We start from the raw sequence: 24,290 nt of genomic DNA on the forward strand, positions 1-24,290 counted from the left end.
GCCTTCAGCCTCCGGGAATGTTTTTCTCGTGTGCCCGCCGTCCAGTCCAATGCCGCTCAATCCGCCAGCCTTTCCTTGCCGGCGCTGCCGGCTTGTGGTGATTCGCTTGTGCCATTTGGAGCCGAGGGCTCCTCTATTGCAAGCCCGCTCATTTTGCCGAGGTGGACCACCATGCATCGGGGAAGCCAAGGCTGTAGGCCGGAAACTCGGCCGGATGCGTGACCGTGTTCCAGTAGGCGATGTTATAGGTATTACGGTAGAACAGCGGGATGACGTAGTGATTTGCTAGCAATACGCGGTCCATGGCTTTGATTGCTGCAACCTGTTCATCACGGTTCGGCGCGAAGATAATCATGCGAATGAGCTCATCGACGGCCGGGTTGGCAATGCCAGCGTAATTGCGAGAGCCCTGTTGATTGACAGAGCCGGATCCCCAATAGTCGGCTTGCTCGTTGCCCGGATTCATGGTCTCCGCCCAGACATTCCAGATCATATCATAGTCGAAGCTGCGTTCGCGGTTGACAGCTTGCGAGGCATCGACCGTCCGAACCCGCGCATCTATGCCGATTTTCTTGAGATTGCTGGCATAGGGCACCGCCCAGCGCTCCAACATCGGGCTCGACAACAGGATCTCGAAACTCATCGGCTGGCCGGTCTTGCTGTTGACCATGCGATTGCCCTTCAGCTCCCAGCCAGCGTCTTTCAGCAGCGCGATCGCCTTGCGGAGGTTGTCACGGCTCTTCTGCGGATCGCCGCCGACCGGATTGGTATAGGGTGTGGTGAAAATTTCTGCCGGCACCTTGTCCTTCATGCCCTGCAGAATTTCCAGTTCTCTCCCCTGCGGCAAGCCGGAAGAGGCAAGTTCCGTATTCCAGAAATAGCTGTCGATGCGTTTGTAGCTGTTGAAAGCAACGGTGCGGTTCAGTTCCTCGAAGTCGAACCCGTAGTTTAGGGCCTCGCGGACCCTGATATCCTTGAACAGGTCACGCCGCATGTTGGGCACGAGCGCTTGCAGGATGCCGGTGGAACGCAGCGGGTTGGCCACCTCCTCCTTCTTGACCCGTCCTTCCTTCACCGCGGGAAAATCATATCCCGTCGCCCAGCGGGCAGCGGTAGTTTCCTGCCAGTAGTCGCTACTGCCGGCGCGAAAGGCTTCGAACTCGACGTCCCGATCGCCGAAATAGGTGTAGATGACGTTGCGGAAATTGTTCTGGCCGACATTCACATTGAGGTCCTTGCCCCAATAGTCGTCACGCAGTTCATAACGGATTGTGGCGCCGGGCGAGAAGGAAGCGATCTTGTAAGGTCCGGACCCCATCACGGGCTCCAGCGTCGTCCTGGTAATGTCGCGCGGCTTGCCGTCCGGTCCCGGCGCTTCCCACCAATGTTTCGGGACGACCATCAACTGGCCGAGAATGTTCGGCAGTTCGCGATTGTTCTTCTCATCGAAGGTGAAGGTGACGTCGCGCTCGCCGGTCTTTTCCGCTTTGACGACATGCGTGTAATAGTTGCCGGCAAGCGGGTTCAATTCCTTGGTCTTGTCCAGACTGAAGATGACATCTTCAGGGGTTACCGGCTGACCATCGGCCCATTTCGCTTCCTTCCGCAGCCGAAAGGTCGCGCTCGATACGTCATCGGGAACGGAGAGCCCTTCGGCAAGCAGGCCGTAGGAGACGAGAAGTTCGTCATCTGCCGGCTTCAGCAACGTGTCGTAAACAAGCGACAGACCGACCGCTGTCTGGCCTTTCGCAAGCAGAGGATTGAAAGTGTCGAAGGCGCCGCTAGCGGAAAGACGGAGATCTCCACTTTTCGGGGCATCGGGATTGACGTAGTCGAAATGCGCAAAGCCCGGCTTGTACTTCATCTCGCTGACGACCGAGCTTCCGATCTGAAAAGGCTGATCCTGCGCCGTTGCCGTCAATGGCGCCAGAGCAGCAGCAAGCGATAGAACCAAACCGAACTTCGACCACAATCCCGCCATTCACGCTTTCCCTTTATAATTGACGGTTCGACAATACGAAAAATACGGGCGAAAAACAGGAGAGAGTTTGGTTTTTGCCGGGCTCGCGAAATTTTGAACCATCGGCTCGCTTGAAGGCGTCGCCTCTTCGAGCCGCCTTCGCAACATGCGGCGCAACTCTGCGGCGATCCGTCACCGCCGCCTCCGATCCCCACCGGCCAAAACATCGATTCACCAAATTCGCTTTTCACGATAGGTTCGACGCAAATCACTTCGGCAGCGGTTCAAGGGAATAGTATGGCTTTCGGCTTCGCTCAGGCTTTCAGGACATTCGGCAAACTGACGCTTGCCGGCGCAATCGGTGCAAGCCTTGCCGCCGGCGACGTCGGCGCTCAGCAGAAGACGCCGAGCCCCGGCAGTGCCAAGGGGCAGTTCGGCGCCGTCAGCCTGCCGACGCAGGGACCGGCGCAGCCGATCGGTTTTTACGCAAAGGGCTGTATGAAGGGCGCGGTGGCGCTGCCGACCGATGGGCCGACCTGGGAGGCGATGCGGCTTTCGCGCAATCGCCGCTGGGGCAATCCGGCGATGATCGCGCTGCTCGAACGTCTTTCTGAGGATGGGGCCAAATATGCCGGCTGGCCGGGCCTGCTCGTCGGCGACATCGCGCAGCCGCGTGGCGGGCCGATGTTGAACGGTCACGCCTCGCACCAGATCGGCCTCGACGCCGACGTCTGGTTCACGCCGATGCCGGCGCGCCGCATGACGGCGCAGGAGCGCGAGGATCTGCCCTTCACCTCGATGCTGCAGAAGGACAAGTTCCTGACCGTCGACCCCAAGGTGTGGACGCCATCGCGGGCGCGGCTGTTGATGCTGGCGGCAAGCTATCCCGAGGTGGAGCGTATCTTCGTCAATCCGGCGATCAAGAAGAAGATGTGCGATACTTGGACGGGCGACCGCACCAATCTCGGCAAGCTCCGGCCGGAATACGGCCATGACTCGCATTTCCACATCCGCATCAAATGCCCGGCCGGCGCGGCCGGATGCACACCGCAGCCCCCTGTTGCCGCCGGCGACGGCTGCGACAAGTCGCTCGCCTGGTGGTTCACGCCGGCGCCCTGGGCGCCGCCGAAACCGCCGAAGCCCGGCGCCAAGCCGCCGAAGCCGCCGCGCGAGATGATGGTCTCCGACCTGCCGAAGGCCTGCGCCGCCGTGCTCGATGCCGCTTCCGTAGCCTCGATGCAGGCCGCCACCTATGGCGGGCCTTCGGCCGCAAGCGCCCTCACCGCCGCTCCGGCAGCGGAGCCCGCTGCCGATGCCGACGGAGAACTGCCCGATGTCGGCCCGGTTCCGAACGACAAGCCGGCGATCCAATAAGGAGCACCGGCGCCTTGTCTTTCAAATCGCAAATTCTTGGTATAGAAGCGGTCAAATCGATTGAATTGCTTGGGCGGAGGGGTTGATGGCCGGCGGTAAATGCCTTGCATTGATTGCGCATGACCAGAAGAAGGACGACATGGCGGACTTCGCCCGCGCCAACCGGGACATTCTCTCCCGCTGGAAGATCGTCGCCACCGGCACGACCGGCGGGCGGGTGCTCGACGCCGCCCCTGATCTCGACGTCACGAGGCTGAAAAGCGGACCGCTCGGCGGCGACCAGCAGATCGGCGCGCTGATTTCGACCGGCGAGGTCGGCGCCCTGATCTTCTTCGTCGACCCCTTGACGCCGATGCCGCACGATGTTGACGTCAAGGCGCTGATGCGTCTGGCGATCGTCTACGATATTCCGATGGCGCTCAACCACGCGACCGCTATAAAACTTCTTCCCACACTCGAAGCCTGATCAGCACGGAACCGGCCATGCCAAAACCGAACAACAGCACCGCTCCGCTGCCTTTCCCGATCCTGATCGGCGATATCGGCGGCACCAATGCCCGCTTCTCCATCCTGACCGATGCCTATGCCGAGCCGAAGCAGTTTCCGAACGTGCGCACGGCTGACTTCGCCACGATCGACGAAGCGATCCAGCAAGGCGTGCTCGACAAAACGGCCGTGCAGCCGCGCTCGGCGATCCTTGCCGTCGCCGGTCCGATCAACGACGACGAGATCCCGCTGACCAATTGCGACTGGGTGGTGCGGCCAAAGACGATGATCGAGGGCCTCGGCATGGAGGACGTGCTCGTCGTCAACGATTTCGAGGCGCAGGCGCTGGCCGTCGCCGCCCTTTCGGATGAGAACCGCGAACGCATCGGCGACGCCACCGGCGACATGATCGCGTCCCGCGTCGTGCTCGGACCGGGCACCGGGCTCGGCGTCGGCGGGCTGGTGCATGCCCAGCACAGCTGGATCCCGGTTCCCGGCGAAGGCGGCCATATCGATCTCGGGCCGCGCAGCAAACGCGACTATGAGATCTTCCCGCATATCGAGACGATCGAAGGCCGTGTCTCGGCCGAGCAGATCCTTTGCGGGCGCGGCCTCGTCAATCTCTACAATGCCATCTGCATCGTCGACGGCATCCCGCCGACGATGAAGGATCCGGCCGACATCACCTCGCACGCGCTTGCCGGCAGCGACAAGGCGGCGGTCGAGACCGTCTCGCTGTTTGCCACCTATCTCGGCCGCGTGGCGGGCGACATGGCGATGGTGTTCATGGCGCGCGGCGGCGTTTATCTCTCCGGCGGCATCTCGCAGAAGATCCTCCCGGCGCTGAAGAAGCCGGAATTCCGCCTCGCCTTCGAGGACAAGGCGCCGCATACGGCCCTGCTTCGCACCATTCCGACCTATGTAGTGACCCATCCCTTGGCAGCGCTGGCCGGGCTTTCCTCCTATGCCCGCATGCCGGCCAATTTCGGTGTCTCGACGGAGGGTCGCCGCTGGCGGCGTTAGGCTCGGCGCGCACGGCAAATGGAGCGTCCCCGATGCGTCCTATCCGGACGCTTGGCCGCTCTAGCCAAACCCGTCCCAACTCTTTATAGACCCCGGCAAAAGTGCGCCTCGCCTTCGCGGGCGCTTGGTCCGAGACAGGAAACCTCATTTTTGGAAGCGGCGGAAAGCAGAACGCAGAGCGTCAGCAGCGATACCGTAACCGGCATCCTGAAGCGCATCATCGCTGAAAACGGCCGCGACCATCTCTGGGGCTATGTCTTTGCGATTGTCTGCCTCATCGTGGTGGCGCTTTCGACGGCGTTTACCGCCTGGATCATGCGGGCGATCATCGACGAGGCCTTCGCCAACCGCCGCGCCGACGTCGTCTGGATCATCTGTCTTTCGATCTTCATCGCCTTCGTGCTGCGTGGTTTTGCGAGCTACGGCCAGGCGGTGGCGCTTTCCAAGGTCGGCAACAATATCGTCGCGCGGTACCAGCGCCGGCTTTATTCGCATCTGATGACGCTTTCGGTCGGCTTCTTCAGCGAGGCGCGCTCTGCCCATATCGCCGCGCAGGTGAGTCAGAATGTCAGCGGCATCCGCGACGTGCTCAACCTGACGATCACTTCGACCGTGCGCGACCTCTTGACCTTCATCTCGCTGCTCGGCGTGATGATCCTCCAGGATCCGCTGCTCAGCCTTGCCGTGTTCATCATGGCGCCGCCGCTGCTTTATGCGCTGCGCTATGTTTCCAAGCGGCTGCGCTCGGCGACCCGCGAGGCGGTGCATTTGAACAGCCATGTGCTCGGCGCCATGCAGGAGACCATCCAGGGCATCGCCATCGTCAAAGCCTTCACGATGGAAGAGGAGCTGGAGCGCAAGGTCAACAAACTCATCACCGGCGCCGAAAACCGGGCGAACCGGATTGCCCGGCTTTCCGAACGCACGTCTCCGCTGACGGAAAGTTTCGCAGGCTTTGCCGTCGCCAGCGTGCTTGCCTATGCCGCCTACCGCTCGATCTACTACAATGTGCCGCCGGGCGCCTTCTTCTCCTTTGTGACCGCCTTGCTGCTGGCCTATGATCCGGCCCGCCGGCTTGCCCGCCTGCAGGTGCAGATGGAGCGTGCCGTCGTCAATGCGCGGATGATCTACGAACTGCTCGACATGGAACCGCGCCAGCGCGACCTGCCGGATGCAAAGCCGTTGGCGGTGACGCAGGCGAGGATCGAATTCCGCAATGTGTCCTTCGCTTACGGCAATGAGAGCGTGCTCAGCGGCGTGAGCTTCATCGCCGAGGGCGGGGCCACCACCGCGCTGGTGGGTCCCTCGGGCGCCGGCAAATCCACCGTCATCAGCCTCATTCCGCGCTTCTACGATCCGCGCGAAGGCGAAATCCTGATCGACGGGCAGGATATCGCCCACATCACCAAGAAGTCGCTGCGCCAGCAGCTCGCCTATGTCTCGCAGCAGCCCTATCTGTTCGAGGGCACGATCCGCGACAATATCCGCTACGGCCGGCCGGAAGCGACCGATGCCGAGGTGGAAGAGGCGGCCCGGCTTGCCTATGCGCATGACTTCATCTCGGCACAGCCGCAGGGTTACGAGACGGCCGTCGGCGAAAACGGCGTGACGCTTTCGGGCGGCCAGCGCCAGCGGCTGTCGATTGCGCGTGCCCTGGTGCGCAATGCGCCGATCCTGCTTCTCGACGAGGCGACCTCGGCCCTCGACACCGAATCCGAGGCGGCGGTGCAGAAGGCGCTGGACGAGGCGATGACCGGACGCACCGTCGTCGTCATCGCCCACCGGCTTTCGACCGTGGTGCGCGCCGACAAGATCGTCGTCATGCAGCAGGGCCGCGTCGTCGAACAAGGCAATCACGAGACGCTTGCGAAGGTCAGCGACGGTCTTTACGCTCGCCTCAACAATCTGCAGAGGCCTTCGGCCTCCGATTCACACTGAGCTGGTGAGACTGAGATGAGCGATGCTGCGATGAAACTGGTGGTGGTCGGCGCAGCAGGGCGCATGGGGCAGACGCTGATCCGGCTCATCCATTCGATCGACGGTGTGACGCTGCATGCCGCAGTCGAGCGCGCCGGCTCGCCCTTTATCGGCAAGGATGCCGGCGAGATCGCCGGTCTCGGCCCGACCGGCGTCATTATCGGCGACGATCCGCTCAACGCCTTTCTCGATGCCGAAGGCGTGCTCGACTTCACCTCGCCTGCCGCAACCGTGGAATTCTCAGGCCTCGCCGCGCAGGCGCGCATCGTACATGTGATCGGCACGACCGGCTGTTCGGCAGAGGACAACGCGAAGATCGCCGCCGCCGCCCGCCACGCCCGCGTCGTCAAGTCGGGCAATATGAGCCTCGGGGTCAATCTGCTCAGCGTGCTCGCCGAGCAGGCGGCACGTGCGCTCGAACCTGTTGACTGGGATATCGAGATCCTGGAAATGCACCACAAGCACAAGGTGGATGCGCCTTCCGGCACCGCCCTTCTGTTCGGCGAGGCGGCAGCAAAGGGGCGCGGCATCGATCTCGCCTCGAAATCGGTCAGGGTGCGCGACGGCCATACCGGCGCCCGCGAGGCGGGCACGATCGGCTTTGCCACGCTGCGCGGCGGTTCCGTCATTGGCGAGCATTCGGTGCTTTTTGCCGGAGAAGGCGAAATCGTCACGCTGTCGCATAGTGCGGCCGACCGCTCGATCTTTGCGCGCGGCGCCATCAAGGCGGCGCTTTGGGCGCGCGACAAGAAGCCGGGTCTCTATTCCATGCTCGACGTGCTCGGGCTTTCTTCCCAATAACGATACTACGGAGGCATATTCATGAGCGGTACCCTCGTCCTCGTTCGCCACGGCCAGAGTGACTGGAACCTGAAGAATCTCTTCACCGGCTGGAAGGATCCCGATCTGACCGAACTCGGAATTCAGGAAGCCAAGGCCGGGGGTGAGGCGCTGGCCGAATACGGGATCAAATTCGACGTCGCTTACACCTCGGCGCTGGTGCGCGCGCAGCACACCTTGAAACTCGTCCTCGACAAGGTCGGCCAGCCCGACCTCCAGACGATCCGCGACCAGGCGCTGAACGAACGCGACTATGGCGATCTCTCCGGCCTCAACAAGGACGATGCGCGCGCCAAATGGGGCGAGGAACAGGTGCATGTCTGGCGCCGTTCCTATGACGTACCGCCTCCGGGCGGCGAAAGCCTGCGCGACACCGGCGCCCGCGTCTGGCCCTATTACCTCACCGAAATCCTGCCGCGCGTGCTGCGCGGTGAGAAGGTGCTGGTTGCCGCACACGGCAATTCGCTGCGCTCGCTTGTCATGGTGCTCGACAAGCTGAGCAAAGAAGGCGTGCTCGCCCTCAACCTCGCGACCGGTGTGCCGATGGTCTACAAGCTGAAGGCGGATTCCACCGTCGCCTCCAAGGAAGTGCTCGGCGACATGTCTGGCGCACACTGAATTCGGTACGGCGTGCCACTGGAATCGGCTGGCACGCCTTCCAATTGTCGGCCTCAATTCTCGATCGTGAACTGCACCCGGTCGGCAGCAAAGCGGCTGATCGAATATTGCACCGGCACGCCGTCAAGATCGGTGTTCATCGCCTTGGTGATCAACAGGATCGCGCCTGGGGTGAGTTCGAGGTCGGCCATGTCGGCGGCACTCGCATGAGCGGCCGTCACCTCGGTGGTCGCTCTGATATAGTCCGACAGGCCGAGTTCGGCGAAAGCCTTGGTGATCGATTCATGCTTCCGGTAGGCTTGACCGATCCCGGCGAAGCGGATGGCGGGAAACCAGCTCGTCGCCTTTGAAACCGGCCGCCTGTCGGCATGGCGCAGGGTTTCCAGACGGATCACCTCTTCTCCCGGCTTCAGGCCCAGCCAGCGGGCGATCTCAGCACTCGCTTCCTCCTTCGCCTCATCGAGCAGAAGGCCGCGCATCTCACGCGCCTGATCGCCGATGCCGGCGCTGAAGCGCGTACGCTTTGTGATCGGGAAATTCAGCCGCTCCTTGCGCTCGATCAGCGTGCCGCGACCTTGTACCGCGCGCACGATTCCCTCCTGCGCCAGCGCCGCCAGAGCGCTGCGGACCGTATGCCGGTTGACGCCGAATTGCTGCGCCAGGATCGTTTCCGGCGGCACCATGCCGGTTTCGTCATAGATGCCGCTGCTGATCGCCTCGCGAATCCGGTCGGCGATCTGGCGCCAGAGCGCCACGCCGGTCTGCCTTTGCACCTGTTTCAATCCCGCCATTCGCCCTGTCCTGCCATTTCAAACCGGCGACGTCACACGCTTGTCACGACATCGATTTAAGCGTAGTTGTATCTTGTATGGTTGTCTATATCAATAGACATTTTAGAGGAAGCGGCGATGATCTCAGCGGACAGGAAAGACGCTGCGTCACAGACGGCATCCGGGCGCAAACGCGCCGCCGATCTGCTGGCGCGCGCGGAACGCAGCGAACTCCAGGCGGTCTGGGATGCGTTGCCGCAAAAGCCTGCGGCGCATCCGGTGCGCGGGCCGGAGACCGGGCTGGTGATGGTGCGTGGGCGCATCGGCGGCGGCGGCGCGCCCTTCAATCTTGGCGAAGTGACGGTGACACGGGCGACCGTCCGGCTTGATTCCGGCGCGGTCGGCCATGCCCAGGCGCTCGGCACCGACCGCGAGAAGGCCCGGCTTGCGGCGGTCTTCGACGCGCTCTGGCAGGAGGAGGCGACGAAGGATTTCGTCGAACAGGCGCTGCTTTTGCCGATCGCCGGGCGGATCGCCGATGCCGAACGCCGCAAGGCCGACGAAACGGCGGCGACCCGCGTCGATTTCTTCACCATGGTGCGGGGAGACAACTGATGGGCCTGAAGACAGAAGCGCTGACCGGCGGCTTTGCCGAACCGGTTTTCCACGCCCAGAGCGTCTTCAAGATGCTGATGGACGGCATGGCCCGCCCCGGCACGATCCAGACCGTTCAGCCCGATGCCGCGCCGCCGGCGCCGCTCGGCATCGCCGCCGGCGCGATCGCGCTGACGCTTTGCGACCACGACACATCAGTCTGGCTTTCCCAGGGACTGGCGAAATCGGCCGTCCCGGAGTGGCTCGGCTTCCACACCGGTGCGCCGTTGACCACCGAAAAGGCCGAGGCACGCTTTGCCTTCACCGAGGCCGGCACCGCCCTTTCCTCCTTCAGCCTGTTTGCATCGGGCACGCAGGAATATCCCGACCGCTCGACGACCGTCGTCATCGAGCTCACCGATCTCGAGGGCGGCCGCAGGCTGGCGCTGATGGGTCCGGGCATCCAGAGCGTGACGGAGATCGCCCCCGTCGGCCTGCCGGAAACTTTCCTCAGGCTCTGGACCGAGAACCGCGCGCTCTTTCCGCGCGGCATCGACATCGTGCTGACGGTGGGCAAACATTTCCTCTGCCTGCCGCGCACCACCAAGATCACAGCAACGGAGATCTGAGCTCATGTATGTTGCCGTCAAAGGGGGCGAGGCCGCCATCGCCAATGCCCACCGGCTGCTGGCCGACCGCCGCCGCGGCGACCGATCGCTGCCGGCAATCGGCATCGACCAGATCGTGGCGCAGCTGGCGCTCGCCGTCGACCGCGTCATGGCCGAGGCTTCGCTTTTCGACCGCACGCTCGCAGCGCTTGCCGTGCGCCAATCGCGCGGCGATATGATCGAAGCGATCTTCCTGCTGCGCGCCTATCGCACGACGCTGCCGCGTTTCGGCTACTCCAAGCCGCTCGACACGGCTGATATGACGATCGAGCGCCGCATCTCGGCGACCTACAAGGATCTGCCGGGCGGACAGCTTCTCGGGCCGACCTTCGACTATACCCACCGCCTGCTCGACCCCTCGCTGCTTCAGGACGAGGCGGTCGATGAGCCCGCGCTGCGCCCAGCTGAAACCGGCCGCGTCATGCGCGTCTCCGAGATCCTCGGCGAGGAGGGCCTGATCGAAGCCGACGGCGATATGCCGGAAGATCATGAGATCGGCGACCTGACCCGTGAGCCGATGGAATTCCCGATGACGCGGGATCTGCGCTTGCAGGCGCTCGCCCGCGGCGACGAGGGTTTCCTGCTGGCGCTCGGTTATTCCACCCAGCGCGGCTATGGCCGCAACCACCCCTTCACCGGCGAAATCCGCATCGGCGAGGTCGAGGTCGAATTCGACGTGCCGGAACTCGGCTTCGCCGTCTCGCTCGGCGCAATCCAGATCACCGAATGCCAGATGGTCAACCAGTTCAAGGGTTCGGCCAAGGCGCCGCCGCAGTTTACCCGCGGCTACGGCCTGGTATTCGGCCAGAGCGAGCGCAAGGCGATGGCAATGTCGCTGGTTGATCGCGCGCTTCGCGCCGAAGAGCTCGGCGAGGATATCACCGCGCCGGCCCAGGACGAGGAATTCGTCATCTCGCATTCCGACAACGTCCAGGCGACGGGCTTCGTCGAGCACCTGAAGCTTCCGCATTATGTGGACTTCCAGGCCGAACTCGATCTCGTCCGTCGCATGCGCCGCGAATTCGAAGCCGCCCGCAACGGTGGCGAAGACATGAAGGAAGCCGCCGAATGAGCGATCTGGCCAGCTACAACTTCGCCTATCTCGACGAACAGACCAAGCGGATGATCCGCCGCGCCATCCTGAAGGCGATCGCCATTCCGGGCTACCAGGTGCCTTTCGCCTCGCGCGAAATGCCGATGCCCTATGGCTGGGGCACCGGCGGGGTGCAGGTGACGGCCTCGATCATCGGACCGGATGACGTGCTCAAGGTCATCGACCAGGGCGCCGACGACACGACCAATGCCGTGTCCATCCGCGCCTTCTTCCAGAAGGTCGCCAATGTCGCGGTGACGACGCACACCAGCGAGGCGACGATCATCCAGACACGCCACCGCATCCCCGAGGAAAAGCTCGGTGCCGGCCAGGTGCTCGTCTATCAGGTGCCGATCCCGGAACCGCTGCGCTTCCTCGAACCGCGCGAGACCGAGACGCGCAAGATGCATGCGCTCGAGGAATACGGCCTCATGCATGTGAAGCTCTACGAGGATATCGCCCGAAACGGCCGCATCTCCACGACCTATGCCTATCCCGTCAAGGTGCATGGCCGCTACGTCATGGATCCCTCGCCGACACCGAAATTCGATAATCCGAAGATGCACAGGTCGGAAGCGCTGCAGCTTTTCGGCGCCGGCCGCGAAAAGCGCATCTATGCGGTGCCGCCCTATACCGATGTCGTCAGCCTGGACTTTGAAGACCATCCCTTCGAAATCCAGCGCTTCGGCAAACCCTGCGCCCTTTGCGGCGCAGAAGAGGTCTACCTCGATGAGGTCATTCTCGACGACAAGGGCGGGCGCATGTTCGTCTGCTCCGATACCGACCATTGCGAAGACCGCCGCGCACAGGAGCATGCCGGCGAAATGCTGGCCCGGGAGGCTGCAGAATGACCGACACACCGCTTCTCAAAGTCCATGACGTTTCGAAATTCTACGGCAACCGCATCGGCTGCCGGAACATCTCCTTCGAGCTCTGGCCCGGCGAAGTGCTGGCCATCGTCGGCGAGTCCGGCTCCGGCAAGACGACGCTGCTGAACTGCCTCTCCACCCGGCTGATGCCGACGACCGGCAGCGTCGAATACCACATGCGCGACGGCAGCTACCGCGATCTCTACCGCATGAACGAGGCCGAGCGGCGCTTCCTGATGCGCACTGACTGGGGTTTCGTGCACCAGAACCCGGCCGACGGCCTGCGCATGGCGGTCTCGGCCGGCGCCAATGTCGGTGAACGGCTGATGGCGATCGGCGACCGGCACTACGACAAGATCCGCGCCTCGGCGATCGACTGGCTCGAGCGCGTCGAGATCGATGCCGACCGCATCGACGACCAGCCGCGCACCTTTTCCGGCGGCATGCGCCAACGCCTGCAGATCGCCCGCAACCTCGTCACCGGCCCGCGCCTCGTCTTCATGGATGAACCCACAGGCGGCCTCGACGTCTCGGTGCAGGCGCGCCTGCTCGATCTCGTGCGCGGCCTCGTCAACGATCTCGGCCTCTCCGCCATCATCGTCACCCACGATCTCGCCGTCGCCCGCCTGCTCTCGCATCGGATGATGGTGATGAAGGACGGCTACGTCATCGAACACGGCCTCACCGACCGGGTGCTCGACGATCCCAGAGAACCTTATACGCAGTTGCTCGTCTCCTCGATCCTGCAGGTTTGAGGCCCGAAACAAGGAAGAAGACATCATGCCAACGCCCCTCGTCGTTTCCGAAGTCTCGAAGAGCTTCACCATGCATCTGCGCGACGGCATCAAACTGCCCGTCGTCTCCGATGTCGCCTTTTCGGTCGCAGCGGGCGAATGCGTCGTGCTCGGCGGCCCCTCGGGCATCGGCAAGAGCTCGCTGCTGAAGATGATCTACGGCAATTATGCCGTCGACACCGGCCAGATCCTTATCCGCCACGACGAGCGCATCGTCGATCTGGCCTCCGCTGATCCGCGCACCGTGCTCAACGTGCGGCGCCATACGCTCGGCTATGTCAGCCAGTTCCTGCGCACCGTGCCGCGCGTGGCGGCGATCGACGTGGTCGCCGAACCGCTGGTGGCGCGCGGCGAAGAAGCCGCCACGGCACGGGAAAAGGCGGGCGCCCTGCTGGCCCGGCTCAATCTGCCGGAAACACTCTGGCAGCTTCCGCCCGCCACCTTCTCCGGCGGCGAGCAGCAGCGCGTCAACATCGCCCGCGGCTTCATCACCGAGCACACGATCCTGCTTCTCGACGAACCAACAGCCTCGCTCGACGCGAAAAACCGCGCCGTCGTCGTCGGCATGATCGCGGAAAAGAAGCAGGCGGGTGTCGCCCTTCTCGGCATCTTCCACGACGAGGAGGTGCGCGAGGCGGTCGCCGACCGCATCCTCGACGTCCAGCAGTTCTCACCTGGAAAGATCGCCGCATGAGCCGCAAGCTGGGTGTCGAGCCCTATATTCACGAAACAGCCGCCGTCAGCGATTCCACCTTCGGGCGCTATACGGAGGTCTCCGAACGCTGCCGCATCAGCGAAGCCACCTTCGGCGATTATTCCTACATCATGCAGGACGGCTCGGTCTGGTGCGCGACGATCGGCAAGTTCGTCAATATCGCCGCCGCCGTGCGCATCAACGCCACCAACCATCCGACCTGGCGGGCGACGCTGCATCATTTCACCTATCGCGCCGCCGACTACTGGCCGGACGGCGACATGGAGGAGGACTTCTTCGCCTGGCGGCGCGCAAACCGGGTGACAATCGGCAACGACGTCTGGATCGGCCATGGGGCGACCATCCTGCCCGGCGTCAGCGTCGGCAACGGCGCGGTCATCGGGGCCGGCGCCGTCGTTTCGAAGGACGTCGCGCCCTATGCGATCGTCGGCGGTGTGCCGGCTAAATTGATCCGCGAGCGCTTTCCCAAAGAGGTCGGCGAGCGCATGGACAGGCTCGCCTGGTGGGACTGGGAACATGACCGTCTGCGCCTGGCGCTACAGGATTTCCGCAACCTGAGCGCGGAAGATTTTCTGTCGCGCTACGAGGGCTAGATACTGCCGCCACGGCGCCGGGATTTGTGACACGACTTACACAAATATGACATTGGAGGTTCATCAAGCGGGACTAATGCGATGCTGACAAAGGCCTGGATCGCAAGGGAAGAGCATGATGTTCGAGCTGAAGAATGTCACACGTCGGTTCGGAAAAAAGCTCGCCGTCGATGCCGTCACGCTCGACATTCCCCAGGGCCAGATGGTCGGCATCATCGGCCGCTCCGGCGCCGGCAAGTCGACGTTGCTGCGCATGATCAACCGCCTGCAGGAGCCGAGTTCCGGCTCCATTCATTTTTCCGGCATCGAGGTCTCCGGGCTTCGCGGCCGGGCGCTGCGCAACTGGCAGCGCGATTGCGCGATGATCTTCCAGCAGTTCAACCTGGTGCCGCGCCTCGATGTTCTCACCAATGTCATGCTCGGCCGCCTCAACCACCGTTCGACGCTGATGAGCCTGCTCAACATCTTCACCCGCGAGGAACGCGTGCATGCGATTGCGGCGCTGGAGCGCCTCGGCATCGAGCAGACGGCGCTGCAGGCAGCCGGCACGCTTTCCGGCGGCCAGCAGCAGCGCGTGGCGATCGCCCGCGCGCTGATGCAGAACCCGAAGATGGTGCTCGCCGACGAGCCGATCGCCTCGCTCGACCCGCTGAACGCCAAGATCGTCATGGATGCGCTGCGCGATATCAACGAACGCGAGGGCATCACCGTCATCACCAACCTCCACACGCTCGATACGGCCCGCAACTATTGTGAGCGCATCGTCGGCATGGCCGGCGGCCGCGTCGTCTTCGACGGCAAGCCCTCGGAGCTCACCGCCGAAGCGGTGAAGGCGATCTACGGGACGGATAAGGACGGCGCCGGCATCGACGAAACGATGACCTCGACCTCCATCAATATCGCTTCCGAGCGGGCAGACAATCAATCCGCCGGCATCCAACCGCTGGCGCTGGCCGGTCTTTAGAGACGGCCGCGATCGAGCGCCCGCGTCAAGGGCACACTTCTTCGTAACGGGAGACCGGAGACACCGGTCAATAGGAGAGACACATGTTGAAGAAAGCACTCTTTGCGGCAACGGCGCTCTTCGCGCTCGCCGGCGCCGGCCATGCTGCAGATCTCAAGGAATTCCGCATCGGCATCCTCGGCGGCGAAAACGAAACCGACCGCCTGCGCAATTATGCCTGCCTTGCCGACCACCTGAAGCAGGAATTCGGCTTCGAGAAGGTCTCGCTGTTCCCCGCCGCCGATTATGACGGCGTGATCCAGGGCCTGCTCGGCGGCACGCTCGACTTCGCCGAACTCGGCGCTTCCGGCTACGCAGCCGTCTACATCAAGGATCCGAAGGCTGTCACGCCGATCCTGACGACGCAGCAGAAAGACGGCTCGACGGGCTACTACTCGATCGGCCTCGCGCTGAAATCCTCCGGCATCAAGTCCATCAAGGACGCCAAGGGCAAGAAGCTCGGCTACGCCGACCCGGATTCCACCTCCGGCTACCTCGTTCCGCTGACGCAGATCCCGAAGGACACGGGCATGCCGAACGACAAGTTCTTCGCCTCGACCCAGTTCAACGGCGGCCACGAGAACAACCTGCTTGCCGCCTATGACGGCAAGGTCGATATCGCCGTCGACGATAGCTCCGGCCTCGGCGATTTCAAAGACGGCTACACCTCCGGCACCTTCCGCAAGGAAGTCGACAAGGGCGCCGTCGACCCGAACAAGCTGGTCGAAGTCTGGCGTTCGCCGCTGATTCCGAACGGCCCGCTCGTCGTTCGCAACGCTCTCGGCCAGGACTGGCAGACGAAGCTCGCAGCCTTCTTCACGGCACTGCCGGAGAAGGATCACAAGTGCTTCGCGGCTGTCGAAGGCGGCGACTACAAGGGCTACTCGCCCGTCAAGCACGACTTCTACAACGCCGTCGTTGAAGTCCGCAAAGCTGCCATCGGCGGCTGATCGGCATCGTGAATGCTTGGGCGGCCGGAAACGGTCGCCCTTTCTTTTGTAACCAGGCGAGGCGTTGATGACTGTTGCCGATACACAGCCGCACATGCAGAGCACGCAGGAGATCGGCACCGCCTGGGACCGGATGGTCGCCAAGCGCCGCTTCTACACCATCCTCGGCCTGATCATCCTCATTGCGGCTTTCGTCAATTCCGTCCGCTTCGCCGACGAGAGCAATGCCGGCCATTTCTTCGATCGCCTGCCGCATCTCTTCGACTTCCTGAGCTGGCTTATCCCCAAGGACTGGAACGACGTCTGGCGCGCGCTGTTCGACATAGCGAGCGTGAACGACAGAGGCGGCGAGGAATTCAATTTCGACAAGGGCCGCGTCTACGTCTGGGGCGCCTTCTACATTCCCGAATATTTCGAGCTGATGATCGTCACCATCAACGTGGCGCTGATCTCGACGATCATCGCCTTCATCTTTGCCGTTCCCTTGAGCTTCTTTGCCGCCCGCAACCTGACGAGTTCATGGCCGCTGCGCATCTTCACCAAGCGGCTGATGGAATTCCTGCGCGCCTTCCCCGAGATCGTCATCGCCGGTCTGTTTTCGGCGATCCTGTCGATCGGACCGGTCGCCGCCATCATTGCCATCACGCTGCATACGATCGGCGCGCTCGGTAAACTTTTCTATGAAGTGGCCGAGAATATCGACATGAAGCCCGATGAGGGCATGAAAGCCGTCGGCGCCAACTGGTGGGAGCGCGTGCGCTTCGCCGCCCTGCCGCAGGTGCTGCCGAATTTCACCTCCTACGCGCTGCTGCGCCTGGAGATCAACGTGCGCGCCTCGACCATCATCGGCGCTGTGGGCGGCGGCGGCATCGGCGAGGAACTGAAGCTTTCGATCTCGCGCGGCTTCGGCGCCAAGACGATGGCGCTCGTTCTGCTGCTGTTCGTGACGATCGTCGCCGTCGACCAGTTCTCCGCATGGCTGCGCCGCCGGCTGGTCGGCGATCATGCCTTCCTCCTGCAACATTGAGGCCGCCATGACGGTGATCGACGCCAACCGCATGCATGAGATAGAAACACGCTATCCGGAATATTTCCACCGGTCGTTCCGCCAGCGTTTCGGCGGGCTGATCATCGTCATCGCGACGCTGCTCTACAGTCTCTATGCCGTCTGGTTCTTCGACCTGCCCAAGCTTTTTGCCGAGGCCCATTGGGAGCGCGTCGGCATCTATCTCAGCCAATGGGTGAGCTACGACGTGCAGCCGGAATTCCGCATTGGGGATGACGGCTCGATCGACATCCGCTATCCGCGTTTCTCGCCGCTCGGCGACAATCCGCACCCGGACTGGCTCGTCAACAATCCCGACGGCAGTATCACCGTTTCGATCAGCGGCACCAGCCGCACCGTCACCGTCTCGAAGAGCGAGACGATCGTGACCGCGCATGGCGTCAGCGTCCCGGTCGAGCTTTCCGGCGGTGCGCCGAAAGTCGTCGGGCCGGTGCCCGGCTGGATGACGGTTTATGACGACAATGTGCTCGCCGATCTCGGCTTTGCCGGCAATGTCAGCATATCAGTCGACCGGGTGAAAATCCGCAAACGTTTCATCGGCTGGGCGAATTTCATCTTCGACACGCAATCGTCCTTCTTCGACAAGCCGGTTGGCGAGGCTATCAGCCTCATCGTCTCCGGTCCGCGCATCAAGCCCGACCAGTCCAACCTGTCGCTCGCCTTCGACGACATCTGGAACAACAGCGAATGGCAGCATGGCGACGTCTGGACCAAGCTTTTCCAGACGATCGTCATGGCGTTCCTCGGAACGCTGCTCGGCGCGCTTACCGCCTTCCCGCTCGCCTTCATGGCGGCGCGCAACATCACGCCGAACCGCTTCCTGAACCAGGTGCTGAAGCGCTTCTTCGATTTCCTGCGCTCGGTCGACATGCTGATCTGGGCGCTGTTCCTGACGCGTGCCTTCGGTCCCGGCCCGCTTGCCGGCAGCGGCGCGATCTTCCTCACCGAGATGGGCACACTCGGCAAGCTTTATTCCGAAGGGCTCGAAAACATCGACAACAAGCCACGCGAAGGCGTCAAATCGACCGGCGCTGAGACCGTGCTCGTCCATCGTTACGGCATTATGCCGCAGATCGTTCCCGTCATCGTCAGCCAGACGCTCTATCAATGGGAATCCAACGTGCGCGGCGCGACCATCATCGGGGCCGTCGGTGCGGGCGGCATCGGCCTCAAACTCTGGGAGGCCATGCGCACCAATGCCAACTGGGAAAACGTCGCTTACATGGTCATTCTGATCCTGATCGTCGTCTTCCTTTTCGACGCCGCCTCGAACGCGCTGCGCCATCGGCTGATGGGCACGAAAGCGCACTGATCCGCCGGTCAAAAGGCGATGGCGGCGCTGCCGTCATCATCATTCTGTCACGGAAATCTTTTAGCCGGGACCTGCTTGCGGTTCGCCGCCAAATCACTGCACATTGCGCTCCCCGTTTCGACGATCCCCAGGATAAAAGCCTTGCGCTACGCTCTCTATTTCTCGCCGCCGAAGGATGATCCCCTGACCGGCGCGGCCTCGCTCTGGCTCGGCCGCGATGCGTTCAGCGGTGAGACCTATACCGCGCCGGACCATGAGCGGCTCGGCCAGGCAGAGCAGTTCGAGCTGACCGCCGATCCGCGCCGCTACGGCTTTCATGCAACGATCAAGGCGCCGTTTTCGCTCGCCGCTTCGGTCACCGAGAAGGACCTCCTGACGGTTGTCGAGGAGTTTGCCGCGCGCACCCCCGCCTTCGAGATTCCCGAGTTGGTGCTCGGCCAGCTCGGCCGTTTTTTTGCCCTCGTTCCCTCTTCTCTTCATCAACCTCTTCAGGATTTCGCCGCGAAGGTGGTAAGGTCCTTCGAGCCGTTCCGCGCAGCGCTTTCTCCGGCCGATGTCGCGCGGCGCAACCCGGAGAAGCTCAGCGACAGCCAGCGCGCCAATCTGCAGCGCTGGGGTTATCCTTACGTCATGGAGGATTTCGGCTTCCACATGACGCTGAGCGGGCAAGTGCCCGAGACACGCGCCGAGGTGATGAAAGCGATTCTGACCGAGCGTTTTGCCGATTTCACCGGCCGGCCGCTTTCGATTTCCGGCCTTGCCGTCTTCGTCGAGGAGACGCGCGGCGCGCCGTTCAAAGTTCATTCCTGGCTGCCGCTTTCCGGCGCCAAAAGCTGAAAGACCTGACGAGATGAGCAAAGAGACCGTGTTTTCCAACGCCCGCATCGTTCTCGAGGATGACATCCTCGCAGGCTCGATTCTCATTCGCGACGGCAAGATCGCCGATATTTCCGAGGGGAGTTCGGTAGCCGGCGAAGATTTCGAAGGCGACTACATCATTCCCGGCCTCGTCGAGTTGCATACCGACCATCTCGAAGGCCATTACCAGCCGCGTCCCGGCATTCGCTGGAACAAGACCGCCGCAGTCCAGGCGCATGACGCCCAGATCGTCACATCGGGCATTACCACGGTGTTCGACTGCCTGCGCATGGGTGCGGACGAGGACGGCGGCTTCGAACATGGGGAAATGCGCGAGATGGCCGACGCGATCCAGTCGGCGGAGAAGGAAGGCCGACTGCGCGCCGAGCACCTGCTGCACCTGCGCTGCGAGGTCTCGGCCGACAATGTGCTCGAACATTTCGCCGATTTCGAAAATGACCACCATGTGCGGCTGGTCTCGCTGATGGATCATGCGCCCGGCCAGCGGCAGTTCCAGACGATGGATCAATATATCTTCTATTACCAGAAGAAGCGGGGGCTGAGCGACGAGGTCTTTGCCCGTTTCGTCGCCAAGCGCCAGGCGGAATCGGCGCGCAATTCGACGCCGCACCGCAACGCCATCGCCAAGGTCTGCGCCGAGCGCGGCATCACCGTGGCAAGCCATGACGATGCGACCCTCTCCCATGTCGACGAGGCGATCGACAACGGCGTGCGGCTTGCCGAATTCCCGACCAGCTTTGATGCCGCGCGGGCGTCGCACGAACACGGCATGAGCGTGCTGATGGGCGCACCGAACATCGTGCGCGGCAAATCCCACTCCGGCAACATCGCCGCCCGCGACCTTGCCGAGATGGGCGTGCTCGACGTGCTTTCCTCCGATTACGTACCGCTCAGCCTGCTGCATGCGCCGTTCATCCTCGCCGATGAAGTCGAGAGCATTACGCTGCCGAAGGCGATCGCCATGGTGACGTCGACGCCCGCCCGCACCGTCAGCCTCGACGATCGCGGCCGGATCGCCACCGGGCTGCGCGCCGATCTCGTCCGCGTTCACCGCTCGCATGGCGTGCCGGTGACACGCTCCGTCTGGCGCCAGGGACGCCGTGTCGCATGACCCCGCGCGAACCCCATGCCGCAGCCGGCGCCGAGCGCGGCGTCATGGTCGTCGTCGTCGGGCCGAGCGGCGCCGGCAAGGATACGCTGATGAACCTCGCGGCCAAGCGTTTTGCTGGCCGCGACACCGTGCACTTCGTCCGCCGCGTGATCACCCGTCACCGTGACGCCGGCGGCGAAGACCATCTTTCCGTCTCCCTCGAAGGGTTTGCCGCCATGGAGCAGTCGGGCTCCTTCGCCGTCTGGTGGGAAGCGCACGGTTTGAAATATGGCATTCCGGCCGAGGTCTCGGTGGCGCTGTCGCGCGGCCATGTCGTCGTCGCCAACGGCTCGCGCTCAGCGCTGCACCGCTTCCAGGCCGCCTTCCCGCGGCTGAAGGTCATCAACGTCACCGCCCGCCCCGAGGTGCTGGCCGGACGGCTGGAAGCGCGCGGCCGCGAAACGCATGAGGGTATCATGGCCCGCCTCGCCCGCGGGCCGCTGACGGTGCGTGGCGAATATGACGTGACGGAACTCGACAATAGCGGCTCGCTCGAAGAGGCCGAGCAGAAGATGATCGCGATCCTCGACGGGTTGCTGGCAGAGACGCACTGACCACGATCGAGAGGCAGGCATGCGCGCCGTCAAAGTGGTCGATTACGATCCGTCTTGGCCGCTGCTCTTTGCCGACATCCGCGCCGAGATCTCCACCCTGCTCGGCAACCTCGTGCTGTCCATCGATCACATCGGCAGCATGGCGGTACCCGGCCTGACCGCTAAGCCGAAGATCGACCTCGGCGTCGTCACGATCTCCGACGAGGTTCTGCCGACGGCGATCGATGCGGTGCGCGCTACAGATTTCGTCTTCCACGGCGATATTGGCGAGAAACGCTGGGCCTTCACCCGAGATCACGAAGGTTATGGATTCAGGCTCTATCTTTGCGGCCCCGACAACCATGCGCATCGGGAGCGCATCCTGTTCCGCGACTATCTCCGGGATCACCCGGAAAGAGCCCAGGCCTATGCCGACCTGAAACGCCGCCTGGCGGTGGAAGCAGGCGGCGATTGGGATTTCTACACCGGGGGAAAGACCGAGTTCGTCAGCGAGACGCTGCAGTTGGCAAGCTTGAGAACATGAAGCGGAGTGCGCAGCCGCACTCCGCGCCCGATTAATCGCCGTCGCCCCGCCCGGAAACGATCTCGCGCTTGCCGACGTGGTTGGCCGGGCCGACGAGGCCTTCCTTCTCCATGCGTTCCACCAGTGAGGCGGCCCGGTTGTAACCGATGCCGAGGCGGCGCTGGATGTAGGAAGTCGAGCACTTCTTGTCGCGCATGACGACCTTGACCGCCTGCTCATAGAGCTCGTTGCCATCCTCGGAGGCGATAGCGCCCTTGTCGAAGACGGCGCCGGCTTCTTCCTCTTCCGTCTCGTCCTCTTCATCGGCAGTGACGGTGTCGAGATATTCGGGGCGGCCCTGGGTTTTCAGATGGGCGACGACCTTTTCGACCTCCAAGTCCGAAACGAAGGGACCGTGGACGCGGGAAATCCGCCCGCCGCCCTGCATGTGCAGCATGTCGCCCTGGCCGAGCAGCTGCTCGGCGCCCTGTTCGCCGAGAATGGTGCGGCTGTCGATTTTCGAGGTCACCTGGAAGGAGATGCGGGTCGGGAAATTCGCCTTGATCGTGCCGGTGATGACGTCGACCGACGGGCGCTGGGTCGCCATGATCAGATGAATGCCGGCGGCACGCGCCATCTGCGCCAGACGCTGGATCGCACCTTCAATCTCCTTGCCGGCGACCATCATCAGGTCGGCCATCTCGTCGACGATGACGACGATATAGGGCATCGGCGCGAGATCCAGCTCCTGGCTTTCCTCGACCGGCGCACCGGTTCCCTTCTCGAAGCCGGTCTGGACCATGATGTGGATGGTCTCGCCCTTGTCGCGCGCCTGCGCCACGCGCTCGTTGTAACCGTCGATATTGCGCACGCCGAGGCGCGACATCTTGCGGTAACGCTCCTCCATCTCACGCACGGCCCATTTCAGCGCCATCACCGCCTTCTTCGGATCGGTGACGACGGGCGTTAGGAGATGCGGGATGCCGTCATAGACGGAAAGTTCGAGCATCTTCGGGTCGACCATGATCAGCCGGCACTGTTCCGGCGTCATACGATAGAGCAGCGACAGGATCATCGTGTTGATGGCGACCGATTTGCCCGAACCGGTGGTGCCGGCAACGAGCAGATGCGGCATCTTGGCAAGCTCGGCGATGACGGGCTCGCCGCCGATGGTCTTGCCGAGACCGAGCGCCAGCTTGTAGCTGCTCTTGTCGAAATCCTGGCTTTCGATCATCTCGCGGAAATAGACGGTTTCACGCGTGACATTCGGCAACTCGATGCCGATGACGTTGCGGCCTGGCACGACCGCGACGCGGGCCGAAAGCGCCGACATCGAGCGGGCGATATCGTCGGCAAGGCCGATGACGCGGGACGACTTCACGCCCGGGGCCGGCTCGAATTCATAGAGGGTGACGACGGGGCCTGGACGGACATGGATGATCTCGCCCTTGATGCCGAAATCTTCGAGCACGCTTTCCAGAAGCCCGGCATTCTGCTCCAGCGTCTCCTGCGACATGATCTCGCCGAGACGTTCTGGCGGCTCCTGCAACAGGGCGCGCGGTGGAAACTCATAGCCTGAAGCGTCGATCCTTTCGGGCCTCACTGCCAGGCGCGGCGACGGCAGAACCGCGGCGACCGGCGGCGTGCGCTGCGGCGGCGAGACCTGGGGAGCCGAGGCAATCTGGGGGGCTGGCGCGATCGGAGGCGCCTGTATTGCCTGAGGTGCCGGCACGACCGGTGCCTCGACAGCAATGCGCCTGGGTTTTTCCAGGGAAGGGCCGACCGGAGGACGTATGGCGACCTTTGCGGAGACCGCCGGCGGCGGAGCCGGGCGGGAGACGACGGGGGCGGGAGCCGGCCGGCCGGGGCGCCATTCCATGATGCGGAACAGCGACGTGATCGATTCGGGCGCGGTCTCAGCCTTCGGGAACGAGATCAGGGGCGGCGCGCGAACCGGCTCGGCCTCTTCGAAGGCCATGACTTCCCAGAAGGCGAAATCCGAAATGGAGGAAAGCTCGGCGGTGGCGCGGAAGGCCGGCGCGACGGCCTCGTCAGCCAAGGGGGGCGGCTGCAGTTCGACCATGGGTGCTGCGGAAATTTCTTCCGGCTCCGGCAGATAGATATCGAACGGCACGTCGACGGCGACCGGCTCTATCCGTATCGCCTGCTGTCCAATCTGCGAATCATCGCGAACAGGCTCATTCGGCCCGCGGCGCTTGCTGATCAGCGTTTCCGGCGTGCGGGTGAAACGGACATTCGGCGCGAGGGAAAAATTGCTCTGCCAGATCGGTGCTGCCGGCTTTTCTCCTGGATTCACCTCCGGAAGCTCCGTTTCAATCCCGCTGGAAAAGTCACCGGCGTCCGTCAAATTGGTTCTGGGAAAACGCATGCGTCCGCTACTCACTCATGCCTGACAAATTACGACCCTACCGGGATAGAAAAGGAAGGTTAATAAGTTCCTTCCCGCCGCATCGTTCCGATACGGGTCTCGGAGGTAATT

The 24,290-nt window shown here is 63.1% G+C and carries 24 protein-coding genes; 21 read left to right on the forward strand and 3 right to left on the reverse strand.

The window, feature by feature from the left end; all coding sequences use genetic code 11:
* Window positions 1-148: 148 nt before the first annotated feature.
* A complete protein-coding gene (locus CO667_RS04185) occupies window positions 149-1,981 on the reverse strand; it encodes an extracellular solute-binding protein (protein WP_097617191.1) in 1,833 nt (610 codons plus the stop codon).
* 276 nt (window positions 1,982-2,257) lie between these two features.
* On the opposite strand from CO667_RS04185, the gene mepA reads away from it, so the two are divergent.
* The 6 genes from mepA (at window position 2,258) to CO667_RS04215 (ending at window position 8,278) form a co-directional block, all read left to right on the forward strand.
* Window positions 2,258-3,334: a penicillin-insensitive murein endopeptidase gene (mepA, locus tag CO667_RS04190; protein WP_097617192.1), complete on the forward strand. Its 1,077-nt coding sequence runs from the start codon at window positions 2,258-2,260 to the stop codon at window positions 3,332-3,334.
* Window positions 3,335-3,419: 85 nt separating this feature from the next.
* Window positions 3,420-3,800, forward strand: coding sequence for a methylglyoxal synthase (locus tag CO667_RS04195; protein ID WP_097617193.1), 381 nt, complete (start codon window positions 3,420-3,422; stop codon window positions 3,798-3,800).
* Between the two features lie 17 nt (window positions 3,801-3,817).
* Window positions 3,818-4,843 carry a glucokinase gene (locus CO667_RS04200; RefSeq protein WP_097617194.1) on the forward strand — a complete coding sequence of 342 codons (1,026 nt, stop codon included), beginning with the start codon at window positions 3,818-3,820 and terminating at the stop codon, window positions 4,841-4,843.
* A gap of 150 nt (window positions 4,844-4,993) precedes the next feature.
* Entirely contained in the window at window positions 4,994-6,781 is a 1,788-nt protein-coding gene (locus CO667_RS04205; protein WP_097617195.1) for an ABC transporter ATP-binding protein, read from the forward strand.
* A 15-nt stretch (window positions 6,782-6,796) separates the two neighbouring features.
* Window positions 6,797-7,621: a 4-hydroxy-tetrahydrodipicolinate reductase gene (dapB, locus tag CO667_RS04210; protein ID WP_097617196.1), complete on the forward strand. Its 825-nt coding sequence runs from the start codon at window positions 6,797-6,799 to the stop codon at window positions 7,619-7,621.
* Between the two features lie 21 nt (window positions 7,622-7,642).
* Complete coding sequence (locus CO667_RS04215; protein WP_097617197.1) at window positions 7,643-8,278, forward strand: 2,3-bisphosphoglycerate-dependent phosphoglycerate mutase; 636 nt, start codon at window positions 7,643-7,645, stop codon at window positions 8,276-8,278.
* 53 nt (window positions 8,279-8,331) lie between these two features.
* Here CO667_RS04215 and phnF read toward each other — a convergent pair whose 3' ends face one another.
* Window positions 8,332-9,069, reverse strand: a complete 738-nt coding sequence (gene phnF / locus CO667_RS04220; protein WP_097617198.1) for a phosphonate metabolism transcriptional regulator PhnF — start codon at window positions 9,067-9,069, stop codon at window positions 8,332-8,334.
* A 117-nt stretch (window positions 9,070-9,186) separates the two neighbouring features.
* Here phnF and phnG point away from each other — a divergent pair, with 117 nt between their 5' ends.
* The 15 genes from phnG to CO667_RS04295 all read left to right on the forward strand — a co-directional run bounded on the left by phnG (window position 9,187) and on the right by CO667_RS04295 (window position 21,811).
* Complete coding sequence (gene phnG, locus CO667_RS04225; RefSeq protein ID WP_097617199.1) at window positions 9,187-9,663, forward strand: phosphonate C-P lyase system protein PhnG; 477 nt, start codon at window positions 9,187-9,189, stop codon at window positions 9,661-9,663.
* Window positions 9,663-10,271, forward strand: a complete 609-nt coding sequence (gene phnH, locus CO667_RS04230) for a phosphonate C-P lyase system protein PhnH (protein WP_097617200.1) — start codon at window positions 9,663-9,665, stop codon at window positions 10,269-10,271. The genes phnG and phnH overlap by 1 nt, the downstream gene beginning before the upstream one ends.
* Window positions 10,272-10,275: 4 nt before the next feature.
* Window positions 10,276-11,382: a carbon-phosphorus lyase complex subunit PhnI gene (locus tag CO667_RS04235; protein ID WP_097617201.1), complete on the forward strand. Its 1,107-nt coding sequence runs from the start codon at window positions 10,276-10,278 to the stop codon at window positions 11,380-11,382.
* On the forward strand, window positions 11,379-12,254 hold the full coding sequence (locus CO667_RS04240) for an alpha-D-ribose 1-methylphosphonate 5-phosphate C-P-lyase PhnJ (protein ID WP_097617202.1): 876 nt from the start codon (window positions 11,379-11,381) through the stop codon (window positions 12,252-12,254). The genes CO667_RS04235 and CO667_RS04240 overlap by 4 nt, the downstream gene beginning before the upstream one ends.
* A complete protein-coding gene (gene phnK, locus CO667_RS04245) occupies window positions 12,251-13,027 on the forward strand; it encodes a phosphonate C-P lyase system protein PhnK (protein WP_097617203.1) in 777 nt (258 codons plus the stop codon). Before CO667_RS04240 ends, phnK begins: the two co-directional genes overlap by 4 nt.
* 25 nt (window positions 13,028-13,052) lie before the next feature.
* The gene (gene phnL, locus CO667_RS04250) at window positions 13,053-13,760 is read left to right on the forward strand and encodes a phosphonate C-P lyase system protein PhnL (protein ID WP_097617204.1); all 708 of its coding nucleotides are present in this window, start codon (window positions 13,053-13,055) and stop codon (window positions 13,758-13,760) included.
* Complete coding sequence (locus CO667_RS04255; RefSeq protein WP_097617205.1) at window positions 13,757-14,374, forward strand: DapH/DapD/GlmU-related protein; 618 nt, start codon at window positions 13,757-13,759, stop codon at window positions 14,372-14,374. The genes phnL and CO667_RS04255 overlap by 4 nt, the downstream gene beginning before the upstream one ends.
* A 118-nt stretch (window positions 14,375-14,492) precedes the next feature.
* Window positions 14,493-15,338: a phosphonate ABC transporter ATP-binding protein gene (gene phnC, locus CO667_RS04260; RefSeq protein WP_097617206.1), complete on the forward strand. Its 846-nt coding sequence runs from the start codon at window positions 14,493-14,495 to the stop codon at window positions 15,336-15,338.
* 83 nt (window positions 15,339-15,421) lie between these two features.
* Window positions 15,422-16,327 carry a phosphonate ABC transporter substrate-binding protein gene (gene phnD / locus CO667_RS04265; RefSeq protein ID WP_097617207.1) on the forward strand — a complete coding sequence of 302 codons (906 nt, stop codon included), beginning with the start codon at window positions 15,422-15,424 and terminating at the stop codon, window positions 16,325-16,327.
* A 67-nt stretch (window positions 16,328-16,394) separates the two neighbouring features.
* Window positions 16,395-17,354 carry a phosphonate ABC transporter, permease protein PhnE gene (phnE, locus tag CO667_RS04270; protein WP_097617208.1) on the forward strand — a complete coding sequence of 320 codons (960 nt, stop codon included), beginning with the start codon at window positions 16,395-16,397 and terminating at the stop codon, window positions 17,352-17,354.
* A gap of 7 nt (window positions 17,355-17,361) precedes the next feature.
* The gene (gene phnE / locus CO667_RS04275; RefSeq protein ID WP_097617209.1) at window positions 17,362-18,705 is read left to right on the forward strand and encodes a phosphonate ABC transporter, permease protein PhnE; all 1,344 of its coding nucleotides are present in this window, start codon (window positions 17,362-17,364) and stop codon (window positions 18,703-18,705) included.
* A gap of 141 nt (window positions 18,706-18,846) precedes the next feature.
* The gene (locus tag CO667_RS04280) at window positions 18,847-19,542 is read left to right on the forward strand and encodes a DUF1045 domain-containing protein (RefSeq protein WP_097617210.1); all 696 of its coding nucleotides are present in this window, start codon (window positions 18,847-18,849) and stop codon (window positions 19,540-19,542) included.
* 13 nt (window positions 19,543-19,555) lie between these two features.
* Window positions 19,556-20,695: an alpha-D-ribose 1-methylphosphonate 5-triphosphate diphosphatase gene (locus tag CO667_RS04285; protein ID WP_097617211.1), complete on the forward strand. Its 1,140-nt coding sequence runs from the start codon at window positions 19,556-19,558 to the stop codon at window positions 20,693-20,695.
* The gene (phnN, locus tag CO667_RS04290) at window positions 20,692-21,288 is read left to right on the forward strand and encodes a phosphonate metabolism protein/1,5-bisphosphokinase (PRPP-forming) PhnN (RefSeq protein ID WP_097617212.1); all 597 of its coding nucleotides are present in this window, start codon (window positions 20,692-20,694) and stop codon (window positions 21,286-21,288) included. Before CO667_RS04285 ends, phnN begins: the two co-directional genes overlap by 4 nt.
* 19 nt (window positions 21,289-21,307) lie before the next feature.
* Window positions 21,308-21,811, forward strand: a complete 504-nt coding sequence (locus CO667_RS04295) for a GrpB family protein (protein ID WP_097617213.1) — start codon at window positions 21,308-21,310, stop codon at window positions 21,809-21,811.
* Window positions 21,812-21,842: 31 nt separating this feature from the next.
* Here the strand turns inward: CO667_RS04295 and CO667_RS04300 are convergent, their stop codons facing one another.
* Window positions 21,843-24,179, reverse strand: a complete 2,337-nt coding sequence (locus CO667_RS04300; protein WP_097617214.1) for a DNA translocase FtsK — start codon at window positions 24,177-24,179, stop codon at window positions 21,843-21,845.
* Window positions 24,180-24,290 lie beyond the last annotated feature (111 nt).

Origin of the sequence: Rhizobium sp. L43 (genome assembly GCF_002531725.1) — a bacterium.
Lineage (GTDB): Bacteria > Pseudomonadota > Alphaproteobacteria > Rhizobiales > Rhizobiaceae > Rhizobium.